Source organism: Fibrobacter sp. UWB2 (genome assembly GCF_002210425.1).
Taxonomy (GTDB): domain Bacteria; phylum Fibrobacterota; class Fibrobacteria; order Fibrobacterales; family Fibrobacteraceae; genus Fibrobacter; species Fibrobacter elongatus.
Genome location: NZ_MWQK01000001.1, coordinates 21,176 through 46,582, shown reverse-complemented (window position 1 = coordinate 46,582; position 25,407 = coordinate 21,176). Strand labels below are relative to the sequence as shown.

At 50.7% G+C, this 25,407-nt stretch carries 31 protein-coding genes; 14 read left to right on the top strand and 17 right to left on the bottom strand.

Translation table 11 applies throughout. From position 1 onward, the window contains the following. Window positions 1-6: 6 nt before the first annotated feature. Window positions 7-468, bottom strand: a complete 462-nt coding sequence (locus B7982_RS00250; protein WP_073424487.1) for a 23S rRNA (pseudouridine(1915)-N(3))-methyltransferase RlmH — start codon at window positions 466-468, stop codon at window positions 7-9. Further along, window positions 469-1,197, bottom strand: coding sequence for a metallophosphoesterase (locus B7982_RS00245; RefSeq protein ID WP_088659047.1), 729 nt, complete (start codon window positions 1,195-1,197; stop codon window positions 469-471). It lies immediately after the preceding gene. A gap of 69 nt (window positions 1,198-1,266) precedes the next feature. Here B7982_RS00245 and B7982_RS00240 point away from each other — a divergent pair, with 69 nt between their 5' ends. The 6 genes from B7982_RS00240 (at window position 1,267) to B7982_RS00215 (ending at window position 5,707) form a co-directional block, all read left to right on the top strand. Beyond that, on the top strand, window positions 1,267-1,899 hold the full coding sequence (locus B7982_RS00240; protein ID WP_088659046.1) for a peptidylprolyl isomerase: 633 nt from the start codon (window positions 1,267-1,269) through the stop codon (window positions 1,897-1,899). After that, window positions 1,899-2,588, top strand: coding sequence for a ribose-5-phosphate isomerase RpiA (rpiA, locus tag B7982_RS00235; protein WP_233138287.1), 690 nt, complete (start codon window positions 1,899-1,901; stop codon window positions 2,586-2,588). Before B7982_RS00240 ends, rpiA begins: the two co-directional genes overlap by 1 nt. 153 nt (window positions 2,589-2,741) lie before the next feature. Continuing rightward, window positions 2,742-3,596 (top strand): alpha/beta hydrolase, encoded by an 855-nt coding sequence (locus B7982_RS00230; RefSeq protein WP_088659044.1) that lies wholly within the window; start codon window positions 2,742-2,744, stop codon window positions 3,594-3,596. Between the two features lie 36 nt (window positions 3,597-3,632). Next, window positions 3,633-4,952, top strand: coding sequence for an SPFH domain-containing protein (locus B7982_RS00225; RefSeq protein ID WP_088659043.1), 1,320 nt, complete (start codon window positions 3,633-3,635; stop codon window positions 4,950-4,952). 214 nt (window positions 4,953-5,166) lie between these two features. Further along, window positions 5,167-5,448, top strand: coding sequence for a type II toxin-antitoxin system RelB/DinJ family antitoxin (locus B7982_RS00220; protein ID WP_088659042.1), 282 nt, complete (start codon window positions 5,167-5,169; stop codon window positions 5,446-5,448). Further along, window positions 5,441-5,707, top strand: a complete 267-nt coding sequence (locus B7982_RS00215) for a Txe/YoeB family addiction module toxin (protein ID WP_012819877.1) — start codon at window positions 5,441-5,443, stop codon at window positions 5,705-5,707. Before B7982_RS00220 ends, B7982_RS00215 begins: the two co-directional genes overlap by 8 nt. 58 nt (window positions 5,708-5,765) lie before the next feature. On the opposite strand, the gene B7982_RS00210 is transcribed toward B7982_RS00215, so the two are convergent. Both B7982_RS00210 and B7982_RS00205 read right to left on the bottom strand, forming a co-directional pair. Then, window positions 5,766-6,395, bottom strand: a complete 630-nt coding sequence (locus B7982_RS00210; RefSeq protein ID WP_012819878.1) for a hypothetical protein — start codon at window positions 6,393-6,395, stop codon at window positions 5,766-5,768. 292 nt (window positions 6,396-6,687) lie between these two features. Next, window positions 6,688-6,906, bottom strand: coding sequence for a hypothetical protein (locus tag B7982_RS00205; protein ID WP_012819879.1), 219 nt, complete (start codon window positions 6,904-6,906; stop codon window positions 6,688-6,690). Window positions 6,907-6,938: 32 nt separating this feature from the next. Between B7982_RS00205 and B7982_RS00200 the strand changes: the two genes are divergently transcribed. From B7982_RS00200 to B7982_RS00190, 3 genes are all read left to right on the top strand, one after another. Beyond that, on the top strand, window positions 6,939-7,286 hold the full coding sequence (locus B7982_RS00200) for a hypothetical protein (RefSeq protein ID WP_088659041.1): 348 nt from the start codon (window positions 6,939-6,941) through the stop codon (window positions 7,284-7,286). Window positions 7,287-7,552: 266 nt separating this feature from the next. Continuing rightward, on the top strand, window positions 7,553-10,240 hold the full coding sequence (locus tag B7982_RS00195; protein ID WP_088659040.1) for a U32 family peptidase: 2,688 nt from the start codon (window positions 7,553-7,555) through the stop codon (window positions 10,238-10,240). Between the two features lie 6 nt (window positions 10,241-10,246). Next, on the top strand, window positions 10,247-10,663 hold the full coding sequence (locus B7982_RS00190; RefSeq protein WP_088659039.1) for an OSTA/TMEM184 family protein: 417 nt from the start codon (window positions 10,247-10,249) through the stop codon (window positions 10,661-10,663). Between the two features lie 7 nt (window positions 10,664-10,670). On the opposite strand, the gene B7982_RS00185 is transcribed toward B7982_RS00190, so the two are convergent. The 12 genes from B7982_RS00185 to B7982_RS00130 form a co-directional block, all read right to left on the bottom strand. Continuing rightward, entirely contained in the window at window positions 10,671-11,609 is a 939-nt protein-coding gene (locus tag B7982_RS00185) for a lipopolysaccharide assembly protein LapB (protein WP_233138286.1), read from the bottom strand. 214 nt (window positions 11,610-11,823) lie between these two features. Beyond that, on the bottom strand, window positions 11,824-12,465 hold the full coding sequence (locus tag B7982_RS00180; protein WP_012819884.1) for an energy transducer TonB: 642 nt from the start codon (window positions 12,463-12,465) through the stop codon (window positions 11,824-11,826). An 11-nt stretch (window positions 12,466-12,476) separates the two neighbouring features. Continuing rightward, on the bottom strand, window positions 12,477-12,881 hold the full coding sequence (locus B7982_RS00175; RefSeq protein ID WP_012819885.1) for a biopolymer transporter ExbD: 405 nt from the start codon (window positions 12,879-12,881) through the stop codon (window positions 12,477-12,479). Next, complete coding sequence (locus tag B7982_RS00170; protein ID WP_088659038.1) at window positions 12,878-13,510, bottom strand: MotA/TolQ/ExbB proton channel family protein; 633 nt, start codon at window positions 13,508-13,510, stop codon at window positions 12,878-12,880. Before B7982_RS00170 ends, B7982_RS00175 begins: the two co-directional genes overlap by 4 nt. After that, window positions 13,510-15,006, bottom strand: a complete 1,497-nt coding sequence (locus B7982_RS00165) for a MotA/TolQ/ExbB proton channel family protein (RefSeq protein ID WP_233138285.1) — start codon at window positions 15,004-15,006, stop codon at window positions 13,510-13,512. The genes B7982_RS00170 and B7982_RS00165 overlap by 1 nt, the downstream gene beginning before the upstream one ends. After that, window positions 15,006-15,797, bottom strand: coding sequence for a DUF3450 family protein (locus tag B7982_RS00160; RefSeq protein WP_233138284.1), 792 nt, complete (start codon window positions 15,795-15,797; stop codon window positions 15,006-15,008). The genes B7982_RS00165 and B7982_RS00160 overlap by 1 nt, the downstream gene beginning before the upstream one ends. A gap of 96 nt (window positions 15,798-15,893) precedes the next feature. Then, window positions 15,894-16,859, bottom strand: a complete 966-nt coding sequence (locus tag B7982_RS00155; RefSeq protein ID WP_088659037.1) for an RluA family pseudouridine synthase — start codon at window positions 16,857-16,859, stop codon at window positions 15,894-15,896. Window position 16,860: 1 nt separating this feature from the next. Continuing rightward, complete coding sequence (locus tag B7982_RS00150; protein WP_073424498.1) at window positions 16,861-17,490, bottom strand: nicotinate-nicotinamide nucleotide adenylyltransferase; 630 nt, start codon at window positions 17,488-17,490, stop codon at window positions 16,861-16,863. Window positions 17,491-17,514: 24 nt separating this feature from the next. Then, complete coding sequence (locus B7982_RS00145) at window positions 17,515-18,141, bottom strand: hypothetical protein (protein ID WP_088659036.1); 627 nt, start codon at window positions 18,139-18,141, stop codon at window positions 17,515-17,517. A gap of 1 nt (window position 18,142) precedes the next feature. Beyond that, complete coding sequence (locus B7982_RS00140) at window positions 18,143-18,553, bottom strand: hypothetical protein (protein ID WP_088659035.1); 411 nt, start codon at window positions 18,551-18,553, stop codon at window positions 18,143-18,145. A 4-nt stretch (window positions 18,554-18,557) separates the two neighbouring features. After that, the gene (rsgA, locus tag B7982_RS00135) at window positions 18,558-19,787 is read right to left on the bottom strand and encodes a ribosome small subunit-dependent GTPase A (RefSeq protein WP_088659034.1); all 1,230 of its coding nucleotides are present in this window, start codon (window positions 19,785-19,787) and stop codon (window positions 18,558-18,560) included. After that, window positions 19,777-20,040 carry a hypothetical protein gene (locus B7982_RS00130; RefSeq protein WP_088629177.1) on the bottom strand — a complete coding sequence of 88 codons (264 nt, stop codon included), beginning with the start codon at window positions 20,038-20,040 and terminating at the stop codon, window positions 19,777-19,779. The genes rsgA and B7982_RS00130 overlap by 11 nt, the downstream gene beginning before the upstream one ends. A 136-nt stretch (window positions 20,041-20,176) precedes the next feature. Here B7982_RS00130 and B7982_RS00125 point away from each other — a divergent pair, with 136 nt between their 5' ends. Further along, on the top strand, window positions 20,177-21,145 hold the full coding sequence (locus B7982_RS00125) for a geranylgeranylglycerol-phosphate geranylgeranyltransferase (protein WP_088659033.1): 969 nt from the start codon (window positions 20,177-20,179) through the stop codon (window positions 21,143-21,145). A gap of 65 nt (window positions 21,146-21,210) precedes the next feature. Here the strand turns inward: B7982_RS00125 and B7982_RS00120 are convergent, their stop codons facing one another. Next, the gene (locus B7982_RS00120; protein ID WP_088659032.1) at window positions 21,211-22,131 is read right to left on the bottom strand and encodes an NAD(P)-dependent oxidoreductase; all 921 of its coding nucleotides are present in this window, start codon (window positions 22,129-22,131) and stop codon (window positions 21,211-21,213) included. Window positions 22,132-22,245: 114 nt separating this feature from the next. Here B7982_RS00120 and B7982_RS00115 point away from each other — a divergent pair, with 114 nt between their 5' ends. Genes B7982_RS00115 through B7982_RS00100 form a run of 4 tightly spaced genes read left to right on the top strand, consistent with a single transcriptional unit; the run spans window position 22,246 to window position 25,341 of the window. Continuing rightward, a complete protein-coding gene (locus B7982_RS00115) occupies window positions 22,246-23,280 on the top strand; it encodes a D-alanine--D-alanine ligase (protein ID WP_088659031.1) in 1,035 nt (344 codons plus the stop codon). Window positions 23,281-23,282: 2 nt separating this feature from the next. Then, window positions 23,283-23,912, top strand: coding sequence for a tRNA (adenosine(37)-N6)-threonylcarbamoyltransferase complex dimerization subunit type 1 TsaB (tsaB, locus tag B7982_RS00110; protein WP_088659030.1), 630 nt, complete (start codon window positions 23,283-23,285; stop codon window positions 23,910-23,912). 5 nt (window positions 23,913-23,917) lie between these two features. After that, a complete protein-coding gene (rimI, locus tag B7982_RS00105; RefSeq protein ID WP_088659029.1) occupies window positions 23,918-24,346 on the top strand; it encodes a ribosomal protein S18-alanine N-acetyltransferase in 429 nt (142 codons plus the stop codon). Between the two features lie 5 nt (window positions 24,347-24,351). Continuing rightward, entirely contained in the window at window positions 24,352-25,341 is a 990-nt protein-coding gene (locus B7982_RS00100) for an ElyC/SanA/YdcF family protein (protein WP_158212943.1), read from the top strand. Window positions 25,342-25,407: the final 66 nt, after the last annotated feature.

Sequence of the window (25,407 nt, the reverse complement as noted above, 5' to 3'; positions counted from 1 at the left end):
CTCGTCTCATCGGTGATGATATGGGTGGTTTTGCATGACCATCTGGACGCGGTAGAGCTGTTCCACCGTAATAATCCTGGCGTGGTCGTGGGTAAAAGTCAATGGAGAAAGGCTCAAGAGCAAGTCGGCGGACTTTTTCAAGTTCTCGTCGATACCGTACGCAGAGCCAATCAAAAACACAATATTTCCCGTAAAGCGGGCCTGTAACGTATCGGCAAGCTTCACCGTCGTCATGAGCTTGCCCTCTTCGGAGAGGATCACTCGGCGGTACTCGTTACGCGGGAATTTTTTTTCGAAAAGGGCAGCTTCTTGGGCAAGCGCCTGGGCGTGGTCGTCAATTTTCGATTCCTTGAGCTCCACCACTTCCAGTGGCATCGCGGAACCGCGCAAACGCTTCACATACTTTTCCACCTCGTCCGCAATGAACGGGGAACCAGCCTTACCAAACACCGCCAACACCCACTTCATCTAACGCCCCACCGATAGTCGGTCAATCAGGAACGAGGGCATCCCCTGCTTTTTCATGCGGTTCTGCGTCTCGCGGATGTCGTATTCCACTCGGATGAGCCGCACGCACTTGGTCTCGGTATCGAGCAGGCACCAGCAGGCTCTCGGGTCGCGATCGCGGGGCTGCCCCACACTGCCGACGTTCACCAGCAAGCGTTCGGTATTCGCAATCACGTACTCGTACTCGTCCAGAATCTTCGGGATCGCCAAAGGGCGGCTAGCAATGATGACCGGGCTATGCGTATGTCCCACAAAGCAGTAACGCTCCGAGAAATGGTCGAAAGCGTTCAGCGCATCCTCGAGATCGGTCACATAGACCCAATCTGCCGGAGACAAGGGCGACGCATGCACAAAGCAGATATCGTTTTCTTCCTGGATGTACGGGAGCGAGCGGATAAACGACACGGACTCCTTGGAGAGATTCTTCTGGGTCCATTCAATCGCCTGCTTCGCGTACGGGTTGAACCCGGCGCTGGATTCGTACCGGACTGCCACGCTATCATGGTTCCCGATCAGGCACACATCCATGTTCTCTTTAACCAAATTGACGCACTCATCGGTATCAACGCCATATCCCACAATATCACCAAGGCATACTCTCCGTTCCACGCCATTTTCGCGCATGGACTGGAGCACAGCCTCAAAAGCAGTGGCATTGGAATGGATATCTGAACAAATACCGTAAAGCATGCCCGTAATTTAGAAAAACAATTTAATATAAGTGGCGAAATTGACCAATTTTACTACATTTGGGCATGTATGGTAGTCATTCAAGACAAGATGAAGGTGAGCATAGCCTACACCCTCAGAGAAGGCAAGCGAATTCTTGAAGAAGTTCCCGCCTCCCAACCGTTCGTGTACATCCACGGATACAACAATATCATTCCCGGACTCGAAGACGCATTGACGGGGCGTCGTCTGGGCGAAAAATTTACGGTGAGCATTCCGGCAAATCTCGGTTACGGCGAATACCGCAAGGACCTTATCCTCACGGTCCCGAAAGAAGAACTCCGCGACGTCGGAGAGCTCTGGCTCGGCATGGAACTTGAAATGTACCAGGATAACGACATGCGCGAATTCCAGTTACCGGACTCCGCCGAGGAATTTGTAAACGACTTGAACCTGGATGGCGATGACGACCAGTGCGACGGCATTTACACCATCAAGGAAATTCTCGAAGACACCGTGATTGTGGACGGGAACCACCCGTTTGCAGGCAAGGATTTGATTTTTAACGTCGAAGTTGTAGACATCGTCGAAGCAAGTTTCACCGAACAGGAGTCCGGCTTCCCGGATGAAGACGAATTTAACGACGGATACGATAACTACGACAGTTACGACAATCGCATGGGCGACGACAATTTTGATTCAAACGAAAGGAGATGGCGCTAATGGCATCGATGGACGAACTCAAGAAGGCTGCAGGCGTTCGCGCCGCAGACATGATCAAGGACGGAATGATTGTCGGTCTCGGCACAGGCAGCACGGCAGCTCACATGGTGAACCGCCTTGCCGAACGCATCAAGACCGAAGGCATCCACGTGACGGGCGTTTCGACCAGCTGGAGCACCACACTCCAATGCCGTAGCCTCGGCATCCCGCTCAAGGAAATGGGCGAAGTGAGCCACCTCGACATGGTGATTGACGGCGCCGACGAAATCGACCCGAACCGCAACCTAATCAAGGGACGCGGAGCCGCACACCTCCTCGAAAAGATTGTAGCCTCCATGACGGACAACTACGTGATTATCGCTGACTCCGGCAAGGCCGTGCAGCAGCTCGGCACCAAGTTCGCCGTCCCTCTTGAAATCATCCCGGGCGCTATCGCCGTCGTCACAGAACGCGTGAAAAAGCTCGGTGGCGAAGTCAAAGTTCGCATGGGCGCTCCCGGCAAGGACGGTCCGGTGATTAGCGACAGCGGTAACCTCATCGCCGATGCGAAGTTCGCTCCCATTGCAGACCCGAACAAGCTCGCCCGTGATCTGGAACACATCGTGGGTATCGTCGGACACGGCCTGTTCATCAACATGGCAACGAAAGTCATCCTCGCTGACGAAGCCAAGGGCTTGATCGAATTCTAGTAATCAGGCTTGTCATCCTCGACCAAGCGTAGCGCGGGAGGGGATCCAGTGAATTGTCGCCCCGCACACTATTGCGGGGTCTTCTTTTTTTTACTTGAGTTTACACGACGGAAAAAGTATATTGTCGAGAACTTTGGTGTATTGGCCCCTCGTATGAAATTTGCAAAGATATTCGTGCCCTGTTTGTTGCTCGCGCTCGTAGCAATAGTCTCATTGGTGAGCGTCTACAAGCGCCCCGTAAAAGAATACCAAATCGAGAGCATGCACGTTTACGAGATGGCGGCCGCAGACGAAACCAAGCCCGTCATTCTCTACCTCCACGGCGGAGCCTACAGGCAAGGCATTACGCCATCCCACTGGAAAATTCTTTCTGAAATATCAAAGGCAACAGGTTGCGGTTTTGTCATGCCGGACTACCCCCTTTTGCCGGAACATACGGCGCTCGAAGCCCATGCACTCGTATTAAAGCTCTACAGCGAACTCTTGAAACGCTTCCCCGCAAGCAAAATCATCATCATGGGAGACAGTGCCGGTGGCGGTTTTTCACTTGCGCTCGCTGAAGAAATCCAAGAGCAGTCGCTCCCCTCGCCCATGCACCTCATCTTAATTTCACCCTGGGTCGACATCACGGGTGGCGACGAATCCATTGCAGAATACGACAACTGGCTTCATATTGACGAACTGCATCAATTTGGTCTTTCTTGGGCTAACGGCATGGATGCGCATGACCCGATGGTTTCGCCACTCTACGGCAACATGCAGGGGCTCCCGCCCACCGACATTTTCGTCGGCACTTGGGAAGTTTTCTACCCCGACATCGTCAATTGCGGTGAAAAAATGAAGGCGGCAGGCGTATCCGTCACGCTCCACGTCGGCGAAGAACTGGGACACGTGTACCCCCTCTACCCCGCCCCCGAAGGCGAAGAAGCCCGCCAGACGATTGCGGACATTGTCAAGAGCAGTACCGAAAGAACGACGGCGCTCTCCCTGACAAGCCTTATGCAATAACTATATTTATTGCATAAACTAAAGAAGGAAAAAACAATGGAAACAGAATCCAAATTACAGCCCAAAGTGCAACCCAAAATACAGCTTCCCAAAAAGAATTACACAAAAGCAATCATTGTCGCGGTCATCGTTGTTATCGCTCTTATTTTGCTCAAGTGCAATATCGGTTACAATAGTGCAACGCAGCTTCTTGTGAAGCAGTCTCCGTTTGGTACCCTCTCCTGCATCGACCACGCCGGTTTTTACTTCAAGGGATTTGCAAGCATCTACTCTTACGACAGAACCAAGGACTTCTACTTCAACTCCTCTACCGATAAGGTAAAGGGCGAAGGCTGGGAAGGCGGCGACGACGACGAGGACGATATTTCCGTGACCTTGTCCCGAAATGCAAACGCCGAAATCAGCGGCTACCTCAAATACCAGCTCCCCACGGACTGCGAAGACCTCGTGAAAATCCATCGCGAACAACGTTCCGACAAGAAGCTCAAGCATGACCTTGTCAGAAACTCCGTGCTCTCTGCCGTTAGAAAGACCGCACCGCTTTTCACTGCTGAAGAAGCCAAGGTGACAAAGATTGCCGAATTCAGAAGAATCGCCGAAGACCAGCTCACCGAAGGCGAATACCTCACCACAATCGAAGTGCTCACCGAAAAGGCCGGCGAAGACGATTACGATTCCGAAGGCAAAATCATCAAGAAAGCCGAAACGCAAGAATACAAGGTCACAAAGCTGAAACTCGATAAGAACGGCAACCGCATCTTGACAAAGCCCTCGGCACTCCGTCTTTACGGCATCAGAGTGGTGCAATTCGAAATCCAGAACGTCCGCCTCGACCAGAAAGCACAACAGCAGCTCGACATCGTGAAGGACCGCGAAATGAAGCGCGTCTCTAACGCAACGGCCGCAGAAACGGCAAAGCAGGCTGCCATCACCGCCGAAGCCGAAGGTAAGGCTCGCATCGCCCAGGCCAAGGCCGACCAGGAAGTGGAAAAGATCAAGGCTGTGACGCAGGCCGAAAAGGAACGCGACGTGGCCGTTCTCCAAGCTCAGAAGGAACAGGAAGTCGCCCGTCTCGAAGCTCTAAGAGCTCTCGAAGTCGCTAAGAAAATCAAGGCCGAAAAAGAAGCTGAAGCAGCCGCAAACAGGGCCCTCGTCAGCGCCGGTTTGACTCCGCAAGAACGCGCCGAATGGGATTACAAGACCAAGGTCGGTGTTGCTGAGGCTCTCGCCAAGTCCGCACATCCGCTCGTCCCGGAAATCATGATGACCGGTGACTCCAAGGGCGGCGCAAGCACTGCCATGGACGCAGTCGGCTTGAACATGCTTATGGGACTTACTGAGAAACTGTCAAAATAAAAGGCCCCCCCCCGTCATCCTCGACCATTAGGGAGGGGATCAAAAAAAAATGTTACCCCGCACTCTGTTGCGGGGTAACTTTTTTTTGCGCATTCAAAAACAAGTATAAATTGCAAAGCAACGCAAAATGCGCTATCTTGCAACCAATTAATTACAATCCATTGCACTTTGCAGTCCATTTTTATATATTGGATCGTATAAAAAGGAGCGTCTTATGGCACAGGCAACAGTTTCAGCACGAATCGATAGCAAAGACAAAGAACGTTTTGACGAATTCTGCAATAACGTTGGTTTGTCCGCATCTGCAGCCATCAACATGTTCATCAAGAGCGTCATCAATGAACATCGCATTCCCTTCGAAGTCCGCGAGCCCACAGCCCGTTACAACGCCAAAGCAAGCGACATTGAGGCCCTCAAAAAAGGCATCGAACAGCTCAATGCCGGGAAAGGTATTGTGAAGACGTTGGAAGAACTCGAGGCAATGGAAAATGGCTAAGATTGCATTTTCCGAACAAGCGTGGCAAGAATATCTCTATTGGCAACTACAAGATAAGAAAACACTCAAAAGAGTCAACCAACTGCTTAAAGACATCGAGCGAAACCATTTCGAAGGCTTAGGTAAGCCTGAAGCATTGAAAGGAAACCTCAGCGGATTTTGGAGTCGACGAATTGACGATGGCAATCGGCTAATCTACAGAATTAATGGTGAATTTATCGACATTCTTTCTTGCAAAGGTCACTACGAAAACGTTTAGCATACAAAAAAAATCCCAGTCCGGTTGGACTGGGATTTTTTGCAAATTCTCGTGAGAATTAAGCTTCTTCGGAGAGTTCCGGAGCCTTCTTGATCACGTTGCGACGGCCATAGCGGACCTTGGACGGATCAAAAGCGGTTTCTGCAGCAGCTTCAGCCGGGGCTTCAGCAACCGGAGCGACCGGGGCAGCTTCGACAGCCGGAGCGGCCGGAGTTTCAACCGGAATGCGCGGAGCGAGCGGGCGACGAGCTTCGGCGACCGGAGCTTCAGCAGCCGGTGCAACCGGAGCGGCCTGTTCTGCAGCAGCAACAGGAGCTTCAGCGTTAGCTTCACGATGCGGGCGTTCCGGGCGGCGTTCGCGGCGCGGGCCACGTTCCGGACGCTGTTGTTGTTCATTGCGATCACGCGTTGCAGGGGCATGAGCCTGAGCCTGCTGCTGATTGCGGTTGTCCTTATTATTGTTGTTCGGACGTTCCTTGTTCTGGCGATTTTCCTTATTGTTGCCACCACGCTGAGCCATTTCCTGTGCGCTAATCGGGCGACGGGCGGACGGCTTCAAGTTCATGTCCGGGGTGAGCTTCTTGAAAATCGGGGTACGAAGCATCGTGAGAAGCTTATTAACCTTAACAAGGATAACAATGCACAGAATCACTGCGAGGAGTGAAAGTGCGAGAGCGATTATTTCCATGTGGGCACCTCATAAAGTAAGGGTTGAACCACACGAGCAGGCTGGAAAATAACCTGCAAGCGGGGTGACTGGAATGTGTGGGTTAATTAAAGACCATCTTACTAGCGCCTCCTTGGAGACTTGACGGTCGCGGGGCTTCACGTGGGAAGCAAAAATGGTTTTCGCCGTGGCGACAAACCGGGGCCAGTCACGAGCGCAAATTTAACAAATTTTTCGTGCAGAAAATCGGTTTATTGTAAGAAAATGAGAGAAAATTGTATGTTTTTTTGAGCACATGCGCCCAAAGTTTCTCTTATTTCATGTCCAGGGACTTGAGCGAGTGATCCACAGCCTTGTTGTGGGCGTTCAATGAATCCAAAGTAGCCTTGAGAACAAGGACTTGACGTGCCAGACGGGCGTTTTCTTCGGTAAGAGTTGCAATTTTGTACTCAGCCTCCTGGTTGGAGCAGCCCGAGAAACCAAACATTGAAATGCAAACTAAAGACGACAAAATAAGGGATTTCTTGAACATATCGCAAAATTAGATTATTTTTTGAGGGAATTATGACAGTCGGACAAAAATGGTTGAAATTTAAACAGGATGGCTATTGCGGTTCTCTTACGATCCGTAGCCGTTCCGAGCAATCATTCGAGAGCGATCCGGGCTATAACGACAAGCATATCCACGAAGCCATCCTTGAGATGGACCCGGAATACACTTACGTGAAGGTCATCCACGAGGGTTACAAGGGTTCACAGGACATACCCACCATTGGACTTGGGAACAATGCAGCGCAAAACCAGGACACGCTGGACAACGCCATCCTCGAAGGGCTTGCCCACTTGCGCATTTTCCGTGAAGTCAATACCGGCGCCATTGTGCAATTCGGCTACAAGCTAGAAGACATTTAATTAACATTTCCTAATGAAAACAGCGTGACAAAAAAACAATTGTAACGCATATAATTTCGTCGAGAGAATAAAAGCGTCGGCCACAACCTTTAAAGACGAGTGCCGCGACCATACTTGTATGGTCATGGTCGAGCCGTAAGGTTGGCGCTTGCGCCAGGATGGGTTTTAGATTTTTCCGAGCTGGGGCCCCGCCCGCATGACGTACTTTTCTAAAGTTATTCTTCAGACTTTTTTAAAGTCATTCAATAAATTCTATTTTTGCGGGTATGAACAATCCTGAACTTCTTTTGCCTGTCGGTACGCGCGACATGCTGGAATCCGCCATCAACAACGGGGCGGACGCGGTTTACTATGGTGTGCCCCACTGGAACGCACGCGGTCGAACCGAAGATTTTTCATTTGAAGATGTCGAAGAGATGATCCGCTACGCAAGACTTCGCGGCGTAAAGACGTACCTTGCGATGAACATTCTCATCTTCGAGCGCGAAATTCAGGAATTGCCGGAATTTTTGGAACGCTTGATTGCGTTAAAGCCGGACGCGTTCATCATCCAGGACATCGGGCTTGCAAGGCTCATCAAGGCGATTAGCCCAGAACAGGAAATCCACGCGAGCACGCAAATGACGCTCGCGAGTTCCGAAGCCGTGAACTTGGTCAAGGACATCGGATTTTCAAGAGCGGTCTTGGCTCGCGAACTTTCGGCAAAACAAATTGCGCAAATCAAGAGCCTCACCGACTTGGAACTTGAAGTTTTCATCCACGGGGCGCTTTGCGTCTCGTACTCGGGGCAGTGCCTTACCAGCGAAAACTTTGGCGGACGCTCGGCAAACCGCGGGCAGTGCGCCCAAAGCTGCCGCCTTCCCTACCGCATTTTTGTGGACGGCAAGGAATGGAAAGATCCGAAGGCCCGTTACTTGTTCAGCACACGTGACCTTTGTGCACTCCCGAAACTTGAAGAACTCAAGGACATCGGCGTAGAATCGCTCAAGGTCGAAGGGCGTTTGAAAAGCCCGGAATATGTGGCTGCCGTTTCGCACGCGTATCGCAAGGCGCTGGAAATACTGAGCGAAAAAGGTTATAAAGAAAAAGCCGAGTGTGCGAATGGAAATGCCGCCGGGCTTACTGCGCAGGATTTGGAACCGCTCGAAGTCTTGTTCTCGCGCGGACTCAACACAGGTTGGCTCGATGGAGTGAACCACCAGGAACTCGTCGATGGCTCCTTCTCGAACCACCATGGCGAATTTATCGGAACCGTCGTTCAGGTGGAACGCGGCGGCGTGATTGTGGAACTTGAAGACAAGCCTGTTCCGTGCACATTGTTGCCTGGCGACGGGATTTTATTCGAAGAATATAGGGCAGAGCCCGAGCCGCGCCAAACGGGAAGTCGACTGTACAAAGCTACATTCCAACAAATTGGACGACGAGGAAAAAGCGCAAATACCGACCCCGGCACAAAGGCCGGGGTGACAAGTGCACAAGTTCGTCTGGAATTCGGTCGAGAATTCAACTTGCGCAAAGTCTCGTACGGCATGAAGGCCTACCGCAACGACTCCCCCGCTCTCGAAAAAGAACTGCACAAGACATTCACCGACAGAAGTTTTGCAAAGCACATTCCCGTGTGCATGACGCTCGAAGGAACCATTGGCGAACCGCTCAAGCTCACGATTACCGAGACTCGCGACAATCACGAGGGCTGCGAGAATCGCGAAAACTGCGCAACTGCCAGCGTGAACAGCGCCACGGTCGAAGGCCCCGTCCTCGAAGCCGCCCGCAACGAAAGTTCCGCCGATGCTTTGCAAGCCATCGCCAAAAAAGAACTTTCAGGATTGAGCGCCACCGCTTACGTTCTAGACAAACTCGAAATCAAGCTCCCACAAAACGCATTCCTCCCCGGTAAAGTTTTGCGCACACTCCGTCAAGAAGCAGTACAAGCCTTGGACGAAAAGCGCTTGCAGTGGAAAGAACTTGCACCTTCTGCGGACAACGGTCGCGCATTCCTACATAGCGTTTCGGTGAAGGAGATTCCCGCTGGAGTTCACCCCGGACTCCGTTCCGGGGCGGGCACTACCGACAAAGCAGCAAGCAATCGCCGCACAATTACCGTCCTCGTTCGCCGTCCCGAACAAATCGAAGCCTTGCAAGGTCTCGACATCGACAAAGTCGTCATGGACTTTGACTGGGGCGTCAAATACGACGAGCCGCTCGAACGCATCCACAAGCTCGGTTTTGAAGCCGGCATCGCTACGCTCCGCATCCATAAGCCCAGCGAAAACCATTACATCAAACAAATTCTCACGCTCATGCCGGAATTTGCTTTGGTGCGTAATCTCGGTTCGCTCGCGCTCCTCAAGGATTCCGGAATTCCGATGGTCGGCGACTACAGCTTGAACGCCACCAACAGCGCAAGCTACGATTGGCTTTTGGCACAAGGACTCGAAAAATTGCATCCGTCGTGGGACCTCAACAGCACACAGCTTTTTGACTTGCTCAAGAACATAGACGGAAGCAAACTCGAACTCGCGCTACACCAGTACATGCCAGCATTCCACTCAGAATACTGCGCCTTCGCACGCGCCCTCACAACAGGCCGCCGCTTCCCCGAATGCAAAAAGATTTGCACACAACATAAAGTCGAAATTCTCGACCACAAAGGCGAACGCCACTTCTTGCAATCCGATGCCGAATGCCGCAACACGCTCTTTGTCGGCAAGCCGCAATCCGCCCTCAAGCTATTGCCAAGGCTCATCGCACAAAACGTGAGCAGCTACCGCCTAGAACTCTTGGACGAAGAACCCGAATCTGTCCGCCGCAAGATTGACATTTATACGCAAGCCATCCGCGGCAAGCTCGACATTGACACAGCGATTTCTAAAGCAGGCGTCGAAGAAAAGTACGGACTTTCCGAAGGCCAGCTGTTCAATCAAAGCGTCTGGCAAGACCGCAAGAAAGGGTAATATTTCATGTTAAAGATGAAGTCTAGCGTACTGAAAATCGTATGGATTATATTCGCTGTATGGACTACAATTTTTATTTCAATAATAACCTATACGGCTGTTGTTGTTTTTAACAGTCCATTCAAAAATGCTCATGACGCATTTGCCATTTTTACGTTTTTTCTATTAATCGCTTACATCTTATCTGCAAAAGGTATACTCATGCGCACCGCCAAATCAATCGAAAAAATTGACGATGATTTGTATAGAGTACATACATTAGTAAACCACTATGATATTCATCGAAAAGATGTAACCATCGATAAATTCGGGCGTATCAAAATTGATGTGTACAGTGGCAAGATTCATCCACAGCGCGGTAATTACATTGATACAACGCCCAATAAAAAATTATGGGATGAGTTACTAGGGACTACAAAGTAGTAAGACGTCACTTTTTGTTACGGATGCGGGCGTAGAGGGATTCAGCTTTTTCGGTGTCGCCAGCGTTCGAGAAGATGTGGCCGACGTTTTCTGCTCCGATGCGGCCTTGAGAATTGCCTGCACGCCAAGCTTTCATGTAACATTCAAATGCTTCGTCGTAGCGCTTTTGCGTAAAGTAAATTTGTCCCAAGTCGAGATTCAAATCCGCAATTCCCTTCTTGTGGCGGAGGCCTTCTTCGAGCGTGAAAATAGCCATCCACGGGGATTCATTCTTGACATACATCTGCGCGAGATAGCGGCGAGCGGAAACGTTTTCAGGATCCATCATGATGCCGTTTTCCATTTCATTGAGAGCGAGCCGCGTAGAATCCATGCTGCGGTAGTAATACGAGAGCGTGTAATGCACGTCGGCGCCAGCGGTCGCTGTCATCTGGAGCGCATTCTTGAGCGTCTTCACTGCATATTCGTAATCGCCCAGTTTTTCATAGACTTCGGCAAGGCCGTACCAAGCATCCATGCGGTCCGGGTTTAGCGCCAGCGCACGTTCAAAATGCTTTTGCGCAAGCGTCCAGTCGCTACCCTTCATATAACATTCCGCAAGTGCAAAATGGATGTGGTCCGTTTCCGTCCCGAGTTCAATCGCACGGTTGTAGGCGACAATCGCATCGCTCGGAGATTCAGCGAGGTAATACAAATCGCCAAGAAGCATCCAAGCCTTCACAAAATCCGGGAGCAGTTCGACAGTGCGCTTGTAAGCCACCATCGCGACTTCTTTTTTGCCGAGCTGCACAAGGGCATTGCCCAAGTTGAACCATGCGAACGGCTCGTAACGGCCATCGTCAATCGCAGCACGGTAATACTTCACCGATTCCTTGTAACGCCCCTGGTCGTAAAGTTCGTTCGCCTTGAAGAAGAAATCATCAGCAGCAAAAACATTCAACGGCAAAAACAGCAAGAAGCAAAGCACAGAAAGAAAGATGTGTTTCTTAATAAAAAACATTCCTTTCTGAGATAAACTTTTCATCACTACATTCGCGTCGGCCAAGGATGGGGAGGGTGCAGGGAGGGGCCCGTGCGGCCTTCGCAACTCCGAGCTGGGGCCCCGCCCGCATGCGGTACGGGTAGCATTACTCAAAGAGTTCCCAAATTTGTAATTAAAATTACTTGACAAAACGGAACTCCTTTGTAGCTTTTTGTGCTACTGGGAAGCCGCGTAACTGAGCCGGGGAGAACTTCCACTGGCGAATAGCCTTGAGCGCTTCGATATCAAAGCCGTATCCTGCCGGGTCCTGCGTCAGCACCTGAGCCTGAGCCACGTCACCGTTCACATCAATCACAATAAATACTTTCACGTAACCCGAAACGCCCATTTTCTTGGCGCGTTCCGGGAACTTCGGCTGGATTTCACGCAACACTTGCGCCTGTTCATCCACTTCACCAGCCTCGTAAATTACGTTTTCCATCGAGCCAGCATCTACGGCAACGCCATCGCCAGCAGCACCGCGAGCAAGCGACAAATCCATCTGGAAATTCTGGCTGCGAGAAACGCCCATGTGCGCCGAAACCTTGAACGTATTCGGAGTTGCCACCGTACGGATGACCTTCTGCTTCACTTCGGGCTTTTTCTCACTCACGAGAACTTCAACCTCGGTCACTTCTTCGAGAACTTTTTCAGACTTCACGCCTTTATCGAAGAATAACACGTTGATGACCGGGATCGCAAGGAAGAACACAGCGCCCACGACAAACGAGAGCACAAACGCCACCGGGAATCGGAAATATTTCGCACAAAAGTCAAGCATGAGAGCGAGAGCTACTCCTCCTTATTCGCGGAAATGGAGACTTTTCTCACCTTCGCCAAATTACATTCATCGAGGATATCAACAACAACACCGTTGGGGGCATCGCGGTCGCTCACGATAATCACCGGGCGATCCGGCGCTTCGGCCATCATCTGGCGGAGCACGGTCTGCAAAGTCGAGAGGTTCACCTGCGTCTCGTTGATGTGGATGGTCCCCTGACGGGTGACACCAATCAAAATGCTTTCCTTAGCGAGTTCCTTTGCGGTACTCGCCTTCGGCTTCGTCACATCCACGCCGGTTTCACGCGTGAATGTCGAAGTCACGATGAAGAAGATCAAAAGGATGAACACCATATCGAGCATCGGAGAGACATCAATGCCTCCACCGCTTCTCGAACGTTTACGGATAAAACTCATTCAACCTCCTTGGCAAAGCAACGTTCTTCGAACTTGAGCGCTTCGCCCCAGGCAAAATCACCAATAGAATCTACTCGACTTTCGAGATAGTTATAAACGAGCATCAACGGGAACGCAACAAGCAAGCCCGCCTGCGTCGTGAGGAGCGCTTCGGAAATGCCATCGGCCAAAAGCACCGGGTTCCCAAAGCCAAATTGCTTAATTGTCTCGAACGTATGCACCATGCCGGATACCGTTCCCAAAAGTCCGAGAAGCGGTGCAATCGAGGCACAAGTCACAATCGTCTTGAGCGACTTGGAAAGGCTCACGTCCAGTTCATGACGCGTCGCGAGCATCGCATTGCGTACAGCCACAGGACCATCTTTACGGTACTTCCGCACGTTTTCGACCAAAGCCAAGAAGTAGCCAAAACGGCGCTTGCGGAGTTTTGCAAATGCAGCCTCCTCACCCACCGTGTCCAAATCCTTGAAGAACTTCGAAGTCGAAGTGCCTTTCAGCATAAAATAATAGCCGTATCGTTCAAACATCAAGAACCAGCCCAGCCACCCAATCATGAATAGCGGGAGCAACACCCAGCCGCCGCGCAGCAGGATGCTCATGGTCGCTTCGATGACGGAATATTCGTCCATTACTTTTCCTTAATCCAGATAGCGTTGAGGACGGCAAGGCCCGTCTTTTCCATGCGGGTACGGACAGAATCCGAGATGTTCACGAGGAGCGTGTGCAAGAGCTGGAGCGGGATAGCCACGATAAGGCCAGCTTCCGTCGTCACAAGGGCAATGGAAATACCGCCAGCCAAAAGTTTCGGGTCGCTCGTGCCGTGCATGGTAATGACATTGAAAAGTTCAATCATCCCCATAACGGTACCCAAAAGGCCGAGGAGCGGAGCCGTCGATGCAAACACGGAAATCCAGCTGAGGCCCATTTCGAGCTTTGGCACTTCGCCTGCGAATAGGACTTCGAGAGACTTTTCGGCACTCGCACGGTCCTTGAAATTCTTGCCAAGCACGGAGCGCAACACCTTGCCCACTTCGCCATGAGCACTCTGGGATTCAGCCGTAGCAAGTCGAAGGTCGCGATTAGCGAGAGCCTTAGCCGCATTGCGGGCACCACGGCCACCAAAGCCAAGGATGAGGAGCCAAACGAGGCGCACGAGGAAGATGATAAGGCCAAGGATAAAGAGCATTGCAATCGGGTACATCAGGATGCCGCCGTTATGGAAGAATTCAGCAAAGTCTTCTTTCCACGTGGTTTCCTGGTGGTTAGCCAGTTCGCTCGAAAGTTCGGTGCTGAGGAGCACATCGACCGGCACCATCACGAAAGCGGAATCATTCGCACCAGCAAAAGCCTTCGCCACGTCCTTGCGCGTTTCGGGAGAAAGATTTTCTTGCCAGCTATAGACGCGCTTCTTTTCGCCTGCCACCGGGAGCATCAAAGCCGACGGATGGAAACCGTTGATGTCGGTGACCTTCGCCATCTGCATGGCAAAGAGGCCGCCCAAGCGCATGCGGTCGCCTTCGGCAACCGAGCTACCGAACATGAGGTCAGCCTTTTCAGTGCGGACTTCACGCGTAAACTTCATTTCTTTCTTGGCGACGTCAAGCATCGCACGGGCAATGCGGAGCGGGTCATCGCGGTAGAGCCCCATCTCTTTCTTGACCTTATTCTGCGCTTCGACGCGATCGGCAACCTTGAACGGCACGCCCTGTTCCTGGAACTTGGCAAGCATTTCCAAGCGTTCCGGACCAGCGGCGAGCGAGAGGTATTCGGCACGTGCCTTTTCGGCCTGGAGCTTGACCTGTGCCAAGTCTTCGCGAGCCACGCGCACGTCTTCGAGCAAGCGGGTGCGTTCGGACATCAAAGCGTCCACGCGTTCCTTGCCGAGCTGATACTTTTCATTGAAGAGTTCACGTTCCTTGTTGAACGTTTCGCGGTCCTTCCAGCGGGCGGCGACAGCCATGTCGCGCTTGCGGCGGGCTTCTTCGAGATCAGCCTTCGCGCTGTTGAGTTCTGCACGCTTCTTGACAGCATCGACAGTCGTGTTCTGCTGAGCAAGTGTTGCAGTCGGCGTGAGCGCCACGAGGCTCGCGGCAAATACAAAAGCGGTAAAATTACGGAAGCTCATTAGTTAGCCTCCTTCGGGAAAGATACTGGGATAGTCACAAGTCTTGGAGCAGTCTTGCCTTCGGCGACCTTCATCACGTCCTTGAGGACCGTGCGCATCGTGAGGTCTTCGGAGACGTTCTTCCAGGAGTAGCCGAGACCGTTACGAGTGAGGAACAAAACATCGTTACCGTCATTGCTGACGAAAATCGAGGCGACTGCACCATAGCGCAAATACGTTCCAGCCACGTTGCGAGCGTCCACCTGCAAAAAGCCCTTCCAAACTTCGGTGGTGTAACCCAGGCGGATGCGGTCGTAAAAGACTTCCATCGTGCGGTTCAAAGCATCGTCCGTTTCTATCAGGCCCTTGTGCAACATGCTTGCGATTTCCTGGATGTTCTTGACTGCTTCGTCCGTGCGGTACGGGAAATCCGATTCAAAGAACGGCACGAGAGAATCGATGACCGTCGCAAGAGAATCGGCGTACTTCGTCTTGCGGTTTTCGAAATAGCGGATCGAGCCATTCGTCTTGGAGCGGGCCGCTGAAATTTTCTTGAGTTCGACCTTGAGCGAGTCGATTTCGGCTTTCAAGGACTTGTTCTGGGCCGAGAGGTTCTGCACCTTTTTGCGACCGACTTCAACGAATTCGGCATGGCGCTTCTTTTCGGCTTCGTGCATAGATTTTTCGCGAGCGGTTTCGGCCTCGACCGTCTTGATTTGGCGACGAACGCTTTCTACCGTTTCTTGGGCAACGGCAAAAACGCCAGAAAGCCCCAGACACAACAATACTTTAGGAAGGAATGAAAATTTCATGTGCATAAAATACAAAGAAGTGCGCCAAAAATTCACGCACTGATTCAATTTTTATGTAAAAACGGCGCAAAAAACGCATTTTTTCGCGTTTTTGCGTTATTCTGCGAGGAGTTTTGCCATATCAGCGGGGTACGCGTGGCTTTCGAAGGTGCGGGGTTCTTTCCAGTACGGGAGCTGGAGTTCGACCTTGTACGCAAAAAGCATCTGGTTGTGAGCGCCAAGCACCTTGATATCTTCGTCGGTGAGTTCTCCGCCCTGCGCGAGTTTCTGGTAAAATTCACCATCGCGGTAATACAGGCGGTCCCCCACGATCGGGTAACCCATTTCAGCGAGGTGCGCACGAATCTGGTGCTTACGTCCCGTAATGAGCTCCGCCTCGACAAGCGAAAGTTCCGGTGCAATTTCCGGGCAATCCAAATGGCGCACGAGCTTAAAGCGCGTAAAGCATTCCTTGCCATCAACACGGTGGTGCATGCGCAAGCGAATCGGGTCTTCCGGGTCTTCTCGCAAAGGCATGTGGCATTCCACTTCGCCTTCTGGGAATTTTCCACGCACGACCGCAAGGTAGAACTTGCGGAGCAAAATGCGGTCCAGATTTTTCTGGAAACGTGCAGCCGTTTCGCCATACCTTGCAAACAAGATAAGTCCGCCCGTATCGCGGTCCAATCGATGCATCGGCGTTGCCGTCTCGGAATCGAATTCGCGACGGATGATTGCAGCAAACGTGTTGTAGAAAATGCGGCCCGTATGGTGTACAGGCACGCCAGCCGGCTTTGCGACTAGAATAAATTCATCATCTTCAAAGACCGTTTCAAAATCAGTCGGGACTTCGGGTTCGCTGTAGTTTTCAACATGGTAAACGACCTTGTCGCCGCGATGCGCTACAGTCTCTACATTGGCTGTTGCACCGTTAATCGTCACGAGTCCGCGCGTCAGGCGGTCTATCCAGTCTTCACGGCTGTGGTATGTGAAACGGTCGCAAAGAGAATCGAGCAAAAGGCGGCCTTCGTATTCAGGGCGCACTTCGCTTTCAAAGAACATATCTGACGGAGCCTTGCCCATTTTATTCCCTGTACAAATCGTGTTTGATGATGTAATCGTAAACAGATTGTTCCAGCCCCTGCGGGCACACACCCCGGTTCAGCAAAAGCGACCTGCGGATGGCAGTACTCGAATAAACGCCGTTAAAGCCCTGTTCCGGACCAAGCCAGTACAGCGGAGCGTAACCGTTGCGCTTATGTTGTTCCATATCCGGCTGTGGATAACCATTGCGGGCAAAGACAATCAGTTCAATATCGCGGAGCAGCAAATGGCCGTTGTAGTTCGTGCCGTAAAAATTCAAGGGATCGCGCCAATGCGGAATGCCTTCGTAAGTATCGGCACCCGTGAGCAAGCGGAAATTGATATCTGGGAATTTTTCCTTGAGGCTCATCAAGAACACGTACGAGCCGCGGTAATCGCCCTGCTGGATTTCTAGATCCGAAAGGAACAAGCGCTTATCGCCAGAGAATGCAAGTTCGAGCATTGCAAAGCGGTCTTCTGGCGAAGCATTCAGTTGCTTATCCCAACGGTCGGGACTCGGCATAAACCAAACTTCATCACAGAAACCACGGTCCAGGCAAGTTCTTGCCACACGCATGTGGTCTTTATGGACCGGATCAAAAGCACCACCCAAAACAGCAACATTCTTCATTACGCAACTCACAATAATTACAAATTAATAGACAAACACAGAGAATCCAAGATTCATCTGCCAACGTCCACCCGAAACATCCCTATCAATCAACGGGTCATAATGTTCAAGTACCCAATGGTAACCAATATCGAGCGTCAGGAAAGTCCTCGAGAATACAACCCAGAACGTACCAAAGCCAACGCTCCATTCATTCCATGCGACATCGCCTTTTTCGCTAAGCGCGTCCACACGAGAATAAGAACCTTTCACGAAAAATTCACTGAGGAGATGCACACCCAAGTCAACGCTAAAATCCGAACTTTCAACTTCGTTCTTGTTGCCATCATCATCCTTTTCTTCGTAGCTCGAAAAGCCATACCCCAAGCGAACAAAGGCAAGGCCTGGCATCCATGCACCAATCAACGGCTTGATTTGGCAAATGCCGACGCCATTACCATCGCCAACACCCGCTCCAGAGCCAAGCCCAAAAGTTCCGCCCAAGAATAACGGCCAGCGCATGCTTGTCCCCGCACCTGCAGAAACCCCGCCAAGCGGATTAAAAGCAGTCGCCCCCGAGCCCACTTGCGCAAAAGAAGATGAAGCTCCACAAAGCGCAAAAACCAAGGCTACAACGGCACACTTTACAAAATTAAAAGGATTCTTTTTCATCTTAAAATACCAGAATTATGGCAAAGGCAAGTCCCATAACAGCGTTAAAAAGAGCATCAAATTTTGAGACCAGATACCCTTTTTTAGAAAGCGAACCTTCACGCAAAACATGGATGAGCAGTTTATCAGAAACGAGCAATGTAAAAAGCAATTTCAAGACAACTAAAGCAACAATCCAGATAACGATATCCGAAAAATAGACCAAAGCCACATAGACCACAGAAAGGATGCACGAAAGAATAATATTAGATCTACGCAATTCAGCTTCCGTTGCAGAATTTGCCTTGGCCATGCTCAACAATTCACCAATTTTTTCGCTTGCAGTCTTAAAGTTCGCCAAAAACTCGGAAATATTTGAACCCATCAGGATAATCGATGCAATGAGCGCTATTTTTACAACATAATTCGACATAAATCTATTTCCCTGAATTCAAAATTCTCACGTAACTAGCATAGCGGGCTTCGGAAATTTTGCCCGATTCGACAGCGGCACGCACGGCACAGCCCGGTTCCTTGAGGTGCTTACAGTTGCTAAACTTGCATGTAAACAAGTCATCTTCGAAGAATCCCGGAAAAATCTTTGCAAGCGTTTCCGGTTCCATATCCATAAGGCCAATGCTGCGAATCCCCGGCGTATCAATGACGTAACCGCCACCCGGGAAATCAAACAAGCTCGAAGAAGTCGTTGTATGGCGACCCTTGCCATCGCGTTCGCGGACATCTCCCGTGCGCAGTTCGGCATGCGGAACGAGCTCGTTGATGAGCGTAGACTTGCCAACCCCGCTCATACCACTAAAGACAGAGGACTTTCCGACGAGTTCATTGCGCAAAACTTCGAGGCCATTCCCGCTTTTAACGCTCACGGGAATCACCTTGTCCACGATTTTCATGAAGTCGCGAATATCCGTCGATAGGTCCGCTTCGCCATTCGGCAACAAGTCCATCTTGGTGAGCACGAGCACAAACGGCAAATCGTTCAAGTTTGCGGCAAGCAAAAAGCGGTCCATGAACCCGTAGTTGAATTCCGGTTGCGTCACGCTCGCAACAATCACGACCTGGTCGATATTTGCGGCAAGTGTCTGCTGTTTGTAGAAGCTATCGCGCGGGCCCGGGCGCTTGAGTTCGCTCTTTCGCGGGAGCACTCGCACAACGCAATACTTCTGCGAACCGACTCCATCACCTTCGTCATCGGCATCATTCACAAGCCCGAGCAAGACGCGGTCGCCCACGGCCGGGAATTCCCCAAGCGTCTTGGACGTCGTTGCACGGTACATAGCTGTTACTGTAGACGGTAGGAAGTCGGAAGTAGGAAGGTTGTCATGCCCGCCTTCTGTCACCCCGGATTTATTCCGGGGGGGCACCTCCTTCTTGTTTAATCGCACTTCGCAGGTGCGGCGGTGGACTTCGAGCACAAGCCCTTCCACGCAATTTTCTTCACCGATGTTTTCGACCGGATTCTTGATGCGCTTGATTTTTGCCTTTTTAAATTCGCGACTGAAACGCTCCTTGATTGGGCGTTCATCAACGACTCCCGATTCCAATTCACGCATTACATCGATACGGCGGCTTCTGTGTTCGCGCCGTGACGTGCGTACACTCTTCAATGGAGTTTCATTTTCGTCGGAATCAAAATCGTTATTTCGCATCTTTTTTCAATTTAGAAAGTTTTTCGTCTTCGAGCTCCCGAGCCTCTTCCAATTCCTCTTCAGTCACAGGGCGTCCGCGGCGAATCGATTCCATCAAAAAATGAATCGCCTTCAGGCGGCCATTGCACTTTTCGATGCAATTGTCGTAAAAACCTTTCGTTTTCCAGTCACTTTCGGGAATATGTTCCGAGGCATACAGAAAATGCTCGACGCAAATAGAAAGCTGTTCGGCTTCCTTTCTCAAATCTTCCAAATTACTCTTCGTAAAAAAAGGCATAGTGTAAAGATAGAAATTAGTTTTTTCACCTAATTTGAGCCATTTTAAAGAAAAGCTCTTTTCACAAACGTATTTTTTGTCTATTATTCAGTTGTTATCGAAGGGAAAATCCATGATTTCTACGCTTTTTACGCTTTTTAAGATGACGCGTCCCATAAACATCGTGATTGCCATAATCACCCTTATCGTGGGCTACGCCTTGATACAGCACAACCCAACCACCCCTGTTCTCATTCTACAAATACTCGGGTTTGCCTCAGCTATCGGATTTGCCAACATCCAAAACGACTACCTCGATTTAGAAAGCGACAAGCTTAACCGTCCCAACCGACCGCTCGTGACCGGCAAGGTTTCTATCAAAACGGCCCGCATTGCCTGCTACATTTTAGCCGTTACCGCACTTCTCTGCGGAATTGGCGATAGCATCATCCAAAACGTCCGATTCATGGAAGTCGTCAAGGACCCAGAACACGCTCTTGACTTCGGCTGGATGGGCGCTGTCATCTTGTCATTCCCGATGTGGTTCTTCATATTGCTTTGCGCCTTGCTCGTTGCCTACAACCGCAAGCTCAAGCATTCCCCCGCACTCAAAAACATTACGGTCGCATTCCTTTGCACCACCCCGTTACTGTACGCCGTGCAACACTTCTTCAACTTTTCTTGGCATGATTACCCTGAAGAAAAAATGTGGGCCATCATCCCCGCAATTCCCTTTGCATTCTTACTCACCGTTGCTCGAGAAATCTACAAGGACTTAGAAGACATGCCCGGAGATGAAAAGGCGGGCATTATGACTTTTCCGCTTATCGCAGGCGAAAAGGTTGCTAGAAGGCTCGCGGGTGACATCATCATCTTCACATGGATTTCGCTCCCGATTCCAGTCTTCTTCTTAGACAAACTATTCAAGCACAATTACCCGCCGGTTTTCCTTGCACTAACAGCCTTGTCGCTTACGCCGTGTTTTGCAATATCCCTTATAAGCGCAAGCAGCCAAGACTACAGTCGTGCTCAGCGATTTACAAAATTTGCGATGCTGTTCGGACTCATTTCCTTAATCGTCAGCAGCATTTTAGGAATGTAAGAATGCAAAAAGTGCCGCACAAAAGCGGCACTTTTTTTAACTTCTGATGAAAATTTAATTACAAATTAAGCATTTTCAAAAGTCCAGCGGATATGCTCGTCTAAATAATCGTGAGCATCAAACGAAAGACCGAAACAATGCCTGATTTTCTGGACGTCATAAAGCATCGGTTCTTCGCCCCAGCCCATGTCCGTTTCCACAATCTTGGATGTGCAACCCGGCTTGAGGGCAATCATCTTCTGAGCAATTTCCTTCCAGCTGATCCATTCGGAACCGAGGCCCAAGAAAATTTCTTCGTTGTAATCGGATTCCAGCAATTTCATATAAATTTCAGCTTGCTGGGAAGCGTGGATAAACTGCGTGCCATCGTTCTTGATGATATTGATATCGCGGTTTTCCTTGACGGCGTATGCCATTTCAAAGAAACGGCGGTCCGGTTGCGAGCAACCATCGGGGAACGCCGGATTGCCAAACGTATACCCCGGACGAATGATGTTACGCTTCATCTTGACTTCGGGGAACTGGCTTCCGTAACCATGGCTAAAGCCAAGCACAAATGCTTCGCCCGCCGCCTTGGTGGCACCGTACAAATCAATCGGCAAATTGCTCGTAGATTCACACATTTCAGAACGCACACGGCCCATGGCAGAAGTGCTACTCGTCATGATGAACTTTTCACAGCCAGCGCGAGCGGACATTTCTAGGAGTGCAACCGTTGCACGGGTATCGTTCATGAGCATGGCGCTCGGGGAATCGCCCCAACCAAGAGCCACATGAATGCAGGCGTCACAGCCAATCAGGCCCTCGCCCATCTTTTCGAAATCCGTGAGTGCCGCCTCGACAAATGAGACGTTCGGATTAGCCCTTAATGTCGGCACCTTGTTCGGGTGGCGCGTAGCAATGACAACTTCGTGTCCCTTCTCCAAAAGAGCCTTGACCACGTAATGACCAATAAAACCTGTACCACCCGTTACAAAAACTCGCATAAGAACTCCTTTTTCAACACCTATTTATTTCAATATAGATTTTGCCCGTTCATTCCGGCAAGAGTTTGCGTTAAATTACTAGATTAAATCGCAAAGATTTTTAGTGAGGTTTTTATGTCCCGTTTACGCGTTTTGGTATTGATGGGCGGTCCATCTACTGAACATGATGTTTCTGTCGTTAGCGGTACTGGCGTTGTGCGCGCCATGGATCCGGAAAGGTACAACATCCACCCGGTGCTCATTGACAAGGACGGCACCTGGCATTGGTCTTCCCGTGAACTTTCTCCGTACCAGAAGGCAAATTTCTCGGAAAACTATTTCCACAGCCTCGAAGGCACTGCCGCCAACAAGAAGAAGTCCCCGGCACTTTCGGAACTTCCGTCGGCAGATATCGCATTCCTCGCCCTCCACGGCAAGTGGGGCGAAGACGGTCACATCCAGGCCATGCTCGAAAACTGGAACATTCCGTACACGGGCTGCGGCCTTTTGGCATCGGCCCTCGCCATGGACAAAATCAAGTCCAAGGAAATTTACCGTGCAAACGGCATCCCGACTCCGCCTTACCGCGTGATCTGGAAGCACAACTTTACCGGCGACACGCTCGTAAGCGTTGCCGACGAACTCGGATTCCCGCTCGTTATCAAGGACCCGCTGGGAGGTTCCTCCATCGGCATCGGCATTGCGAAGAATCTCGACGAAGCAGGCAAGATTGCCCAAGACTTGTTCAAGGATTCTAACCGTTTGCTCTGCGAAAAGTTCATCGCCGGTGGCGAAGCTAGCTGCGGTTACATTGAAGGCGAAAAGCCGCTTCCGCCGACCGAAATGCGCATGACAACCCGTGAATACTTCGACTTCGAAGCAAAGTACAACGGCGAATGCCAGGAAGTCACTCCGGCTGAATTTGCACCGGAACTCACCGCACGCATTCAGGAACTTGTGAAGAACGCCCACTACGCTTTGGGCGGTGCAGGCTATAGCCGCACGGACGTCCGCATCACGAAGGACGGCGAGCTCTTTGCAATTGAAACGAACACGCTCCCAGGCATGACTCCGACATCGCTGTTGCCGCAACAGGCTGCTTGCGTTGGCATCACCTACAGCCAGCTCATCGACCTCATCATCGACAAGAGCTTGGAGATTAAGCGTTAGTCATGAACTTCGATCTTTTTGTAGATACATCCCGAAAGGGAATCTCGATGGCACTGAGCGCAGACTCCGTGTACGAAGAAATGGTCGATCCGTCCGCCAAGGGCGAAATCCTGAGCGCAAGCCTGGACAATCTCTTGGCTAAAGTCGGAGCCTCTCTCGATGACGTGAAACGCGTCATGGTGACAGTCGGACCGGGTTCATTCAGCGGACTGCGCACGGGAGTCGCGTTCTGCCAAGGGCTTTGCTTTAGCGGCAAACGCGACCTCTATGGCGTAACGACATTGCAGGCCCTCGCCTGCTTTGCTGGCGCCACCGATGAATCTGTCGCTGTCGTGATTCGCGCACGCAATGGCTTCTGGTACTTGCGTTTGAACAACGAAGAGAGCTTTATCGAAACCGCTGATGTCGTTGCACGACTCCAGGCAAGTTCTGTGAAGAACGCCGTTGTCGATGCAGCCGCACTTGCAGACGAAGCGCTCATCGCCGTTTTCAAGGACAAGGGAATCGCAACGGTTCTCGACACCGACAAGAAGCTCAACATGTGGGCTCCGCTTTTTGATACGGTGAAGCCTTCGCTCATTCAAGAAGCAAACTACATCCAGCCCTCGTACTTCGAGAAGTTGAAGGTGTAATCACAATGCGACTGCGCGAGATGACTGAAAACGACTTGCCACAAGTTCTCGAATTGCAACGGGAACTTGCGTTTCAGGATTGGAACGAAAAGCAATTTCTATCGGAAATCCGCGCAAGCTATGCATATTGCGTTGTTTGTGAAGATGAAGCCAAGCTTTTAGGTTATGCCATATTCCATTTGCTCGGACCCGATTCCGAGCTTTTGAGTATCGCCACTCGCGCATCAGAACAGCGCAAAGGCATCGGTAGTCAACTTTTGAAAGCGGGTTTGGACAAACTCACCGAAAATGGCGACCAATGCTTTTTGGAAGTCCGTGACGGTAACGCCAAGGCACGCGCCTTTTACGAGAAGCACGGGCTCAAGCTGTATAGCGTCCGCAAGAAATATTATTCCGATGGCGAAGACGCCGCATTGTACAAGTTCTGCAGGTAATTATTTTGTCAAAAATTTTAAAATCAGATAAGAGCAACCAAAAGAAAAAGAACTTCAGCATTGGCATCGTACTGCTGATTTTGTTTGTTATTGCAGTCCTTACATACGCCATTTTCGAAAAAAGCGGTCATTGGCTTGTCGAAGATGATGAAATAGGACACGTTAAATGGGTTGCCGTTCTCGATGGACAAACCGCAGATCTTGAACGCAGCGACTACGCCGCAAATCTCGTCAAAGAAGGCAAAGCCGATTCCGTCCTCCTTCTTGGTCGCCGCGTCTACCGTGAACGCAGCAATTCCGAATTCTACGCCGATGACTTCATGAAGCTCGGATCATTCGACAGTAACGCCGTTTTTCTCGTTCCGCACAACGATCCTTCTACCATTAGCGAAGCCTATTCGCTCGTCCCTTGGCTCAAAAAGCACAAAGCCGACACAGTCCTTCTTTTGACCGGAGCATCGTCAACATACAGAGTCAAGAGAATATTCCAAAAGCTTTCCGGCAACAGTCCTGTCTACGTTACAAAGGACATCCATCATTACACTTACAATCCAAACTGCTGGTATAGCAACCGCGAATCTCGCAAGGATTGGCTCCGCAGTTGGGCAGCTCTTTTCGCCTCGTATTTCGACTTGTTTAATACAGACACACTCGAAGCGGTTGATTCTTCTTATTACAAGCCTATCCGTTCTTACGCCGAATACAAGCGTGAATTCCGCTCGAACGTCAACTTGCAAAAACTCCTGCCGAAAATTGAGGACAAGATAAAAGTCGAATCAGAAAAAGAAGCCGTCAAGGATTCTGAAAAAGCAACAGCCAAAGAAACAACAAAAGAAGCTGTGAAAGATTCAAGCAAGACGCAAGAAAAAACATCGGCAAAAGCCAAAGAGCCATCCAAAGATACGCCCAAGGCTACAGCGAAAGAACAGCCGAAAGAAAAGAAAGGCGACGTCAAGACGCCCGCCAAAGTGCCGGCAAAGCAAGGCAAGAAATAACTAGAGGGAGATGCCCGCATCCTTCGGCTACGCTCAGGACAGGCTCCGGCAGACATGACAATTTCA

Bases quoted from the DNA above. Each gene is read 5' to 3' on its own strand.
- B7982_RS00250 (WP_073424487.1), bottom strand. From the start codon at position 468: ATGAAGTGGGTGTTGGCGGTGTTTGGTAAGGCTGGTTCCCCGTTCATT.
- B7982_RS00245 (WP_088659047.1), bottom strand. From the start codon at position 1,197: ATGCTTTACGGTATTTGTTCAGATATCCATTCCAATGCCACTGCTTTT.
- B7982_RS00240 (WP_088659046.1), top strand. From the start codon at position 1,267: ATGGTAGTCATTCAAGACAAGATGAAGGTGAGCATAGCCTACACCCTC.
- rpiA (WP_233138287.1), top strand. From the start codon at position 1,899: ATGGCATCGATGGACGAACTCAAGAAGGCTGCAGGCGTTCGCGCCGCA.
- B7982_RS00230 (WP_088659044.1), top strand. From the start codon at position 2,742: ATGAAATTTGCAAAGATATTCGTGCCCTGTTTGTTGCTCGCGCTCGTA.
- B7982_RS00225 (WP_088659043.1), top strand. From the start codon at position 3,633: ATGGAAACAGAATCCAAATTACAGCCCAAAGTGCAACCCAAAATACAG.
- B7982_RS00220 (WP_088659042.1), top strand. From the start codon at position 5,167: ATGGCACAGGCAACAGTTTCAGCACGAATCGATAGCAAAGACAAAGAA.
- B7982_RS00215 (WP_012819877.1), top strand. From the start codon at position 5,441: ATGGCTAAGATTGCATTTTCCGAACAAGCGTGGCAAGAATATCTCTAT.
- B7982_RS00210 (WP_012819878.1), bottom strand. From the start codon at position 6,395: ATGGAAATAATCGCTCTCGCACTTTCACTCCTCGCAGTGATTCTGTGC.
- B7982_RS00205 (WP_012819879.1), bottom strand. From the start codon at position 6,906: ATGTTCAAGAAATCCCTTATTTTGTCGTCTTTAGTTTGCATTTCAATG.
- B7982_RS00200 (WP_088659041.1), top strand. From the start codon at position 6,939: ATGACAGTCGGACAAAAATGGTTGAAATTTAAACAGGATGGCTATTGC.
- B7982_RS00195 (WP_088659040.1), top strand. From the start codon at position 7,553: ATGAACAATCCTGAACTTCTTTTGCCTGTCGGTACGCGCGACATGCTG.
- B7982_RS00190 (WP_088659039.1), top strand. From the start codon at position 10,247: ATGTTAAAGATGAAGTCTAGCGTACTGAAAATCGTATGGATTATATTC.
- B7982_RS00180 (WP_012819884.1), bottom strand. From the start codon at position 12,465: ATGCTTGACTTTTGTGCGAAATATTTCCGATTCCCGGTGGCGTTTGTG.
- B7982_RS00175 (WP_012819885.1), bottom strand. From the start codon at position 12,881: ATGAGTTTTATCCGTAAACGTTCGAGAAGCGGTGGAGGCATTGATGTC.
- B7982_RS00170 (WP_088659038.1), bottom strand. From the start codon at position 13,510: ATGGACGAATATTCCGTCATCGAAGCGACCATGAGCATCCTGCTGCGC.
- B7982_RS00165 (WP_233138285.1), bottom strand. From the start codon at position 15,006: ATGAGCTTCCGTAATTTTACCGCTTTTGTATTTGCCGCGAGCCTCGTG.
- B7982_RS00160 (WP_233138284.1), bottom strand. From the start codon at position 15,797: ATGAAATTTTCATTCCTTCCTAAAGTATTGTTGTGTCTGGGGCTTTCT.
- B7982_RS00155 (WP_088659037.1), bottom strand. From the start codon at position 16,859: ATGGGCAAGGCTCCGTCAGATATGTTCTTTGAAAGCGAAGTGCGCCCT.
- B7982_RS00150 (WP_073424498.1), bottom strand. From the start codon at position 17,490: ATGAAGAATGTTGCTGTTTTGGGTGGTGCTTTTGATCCGGTCCATAAA.
- B7982_RS00145 (WP_088659036.1), bottom strand. From the start codon at position 18,141: ATGAAAAAGAATCCTTTTAATTTTGTAAAGTGTGCCGTTGTAGCCTTG.
- B7982_RS00140 (WP_088659035.1), bottom strand. From the start codon at position 18,553: ATGTCGAATTATGTTGTAAAAATAGCGCTCATTGCATCGATTATCCTG.
- rsgA (WP_088659034.1), bottom strand. From the start codon at position 19,787: ATGCGAAATAACGATTTTGATTCCGACGAAAATGAAACTCCATTGAAG.
- B7982_RS00125 (WP_088659033.1), top strand. From the start codon at position 20,177: ATGATTTCTACGCTTTTTACGCTTTTTAAGATGACGCGTCCCATAAAC.
- B7982_RS00120 (WP_088659032.1), bottom strand. From the start codon at position 22,131: ATGCGAGTTTTTGTAACGGGTGGTACAGGTTTTATTGGTCATTACGTG.
- B7982_RS00115 (WP_088659031.1), top strand. From the start codon at position 22,246: ATGTCCCGTTTACGCGTTTTGGTATTGATGGGCGGTCCATCTACTGAA.
- tsaB (WP_088659030.1), top strand. From the start codon at position 23,283: ATGAACTTCGATCTTTTTGTAGATACATCCCGAAAGGGAATCTCGATG.
- rimI (WP_088659029.1), top strand. From the start codon at position 23,918: ATGCGACTGCGCGAGATGACTGAAAACGACTTGCCACAAGTTCTCGAA.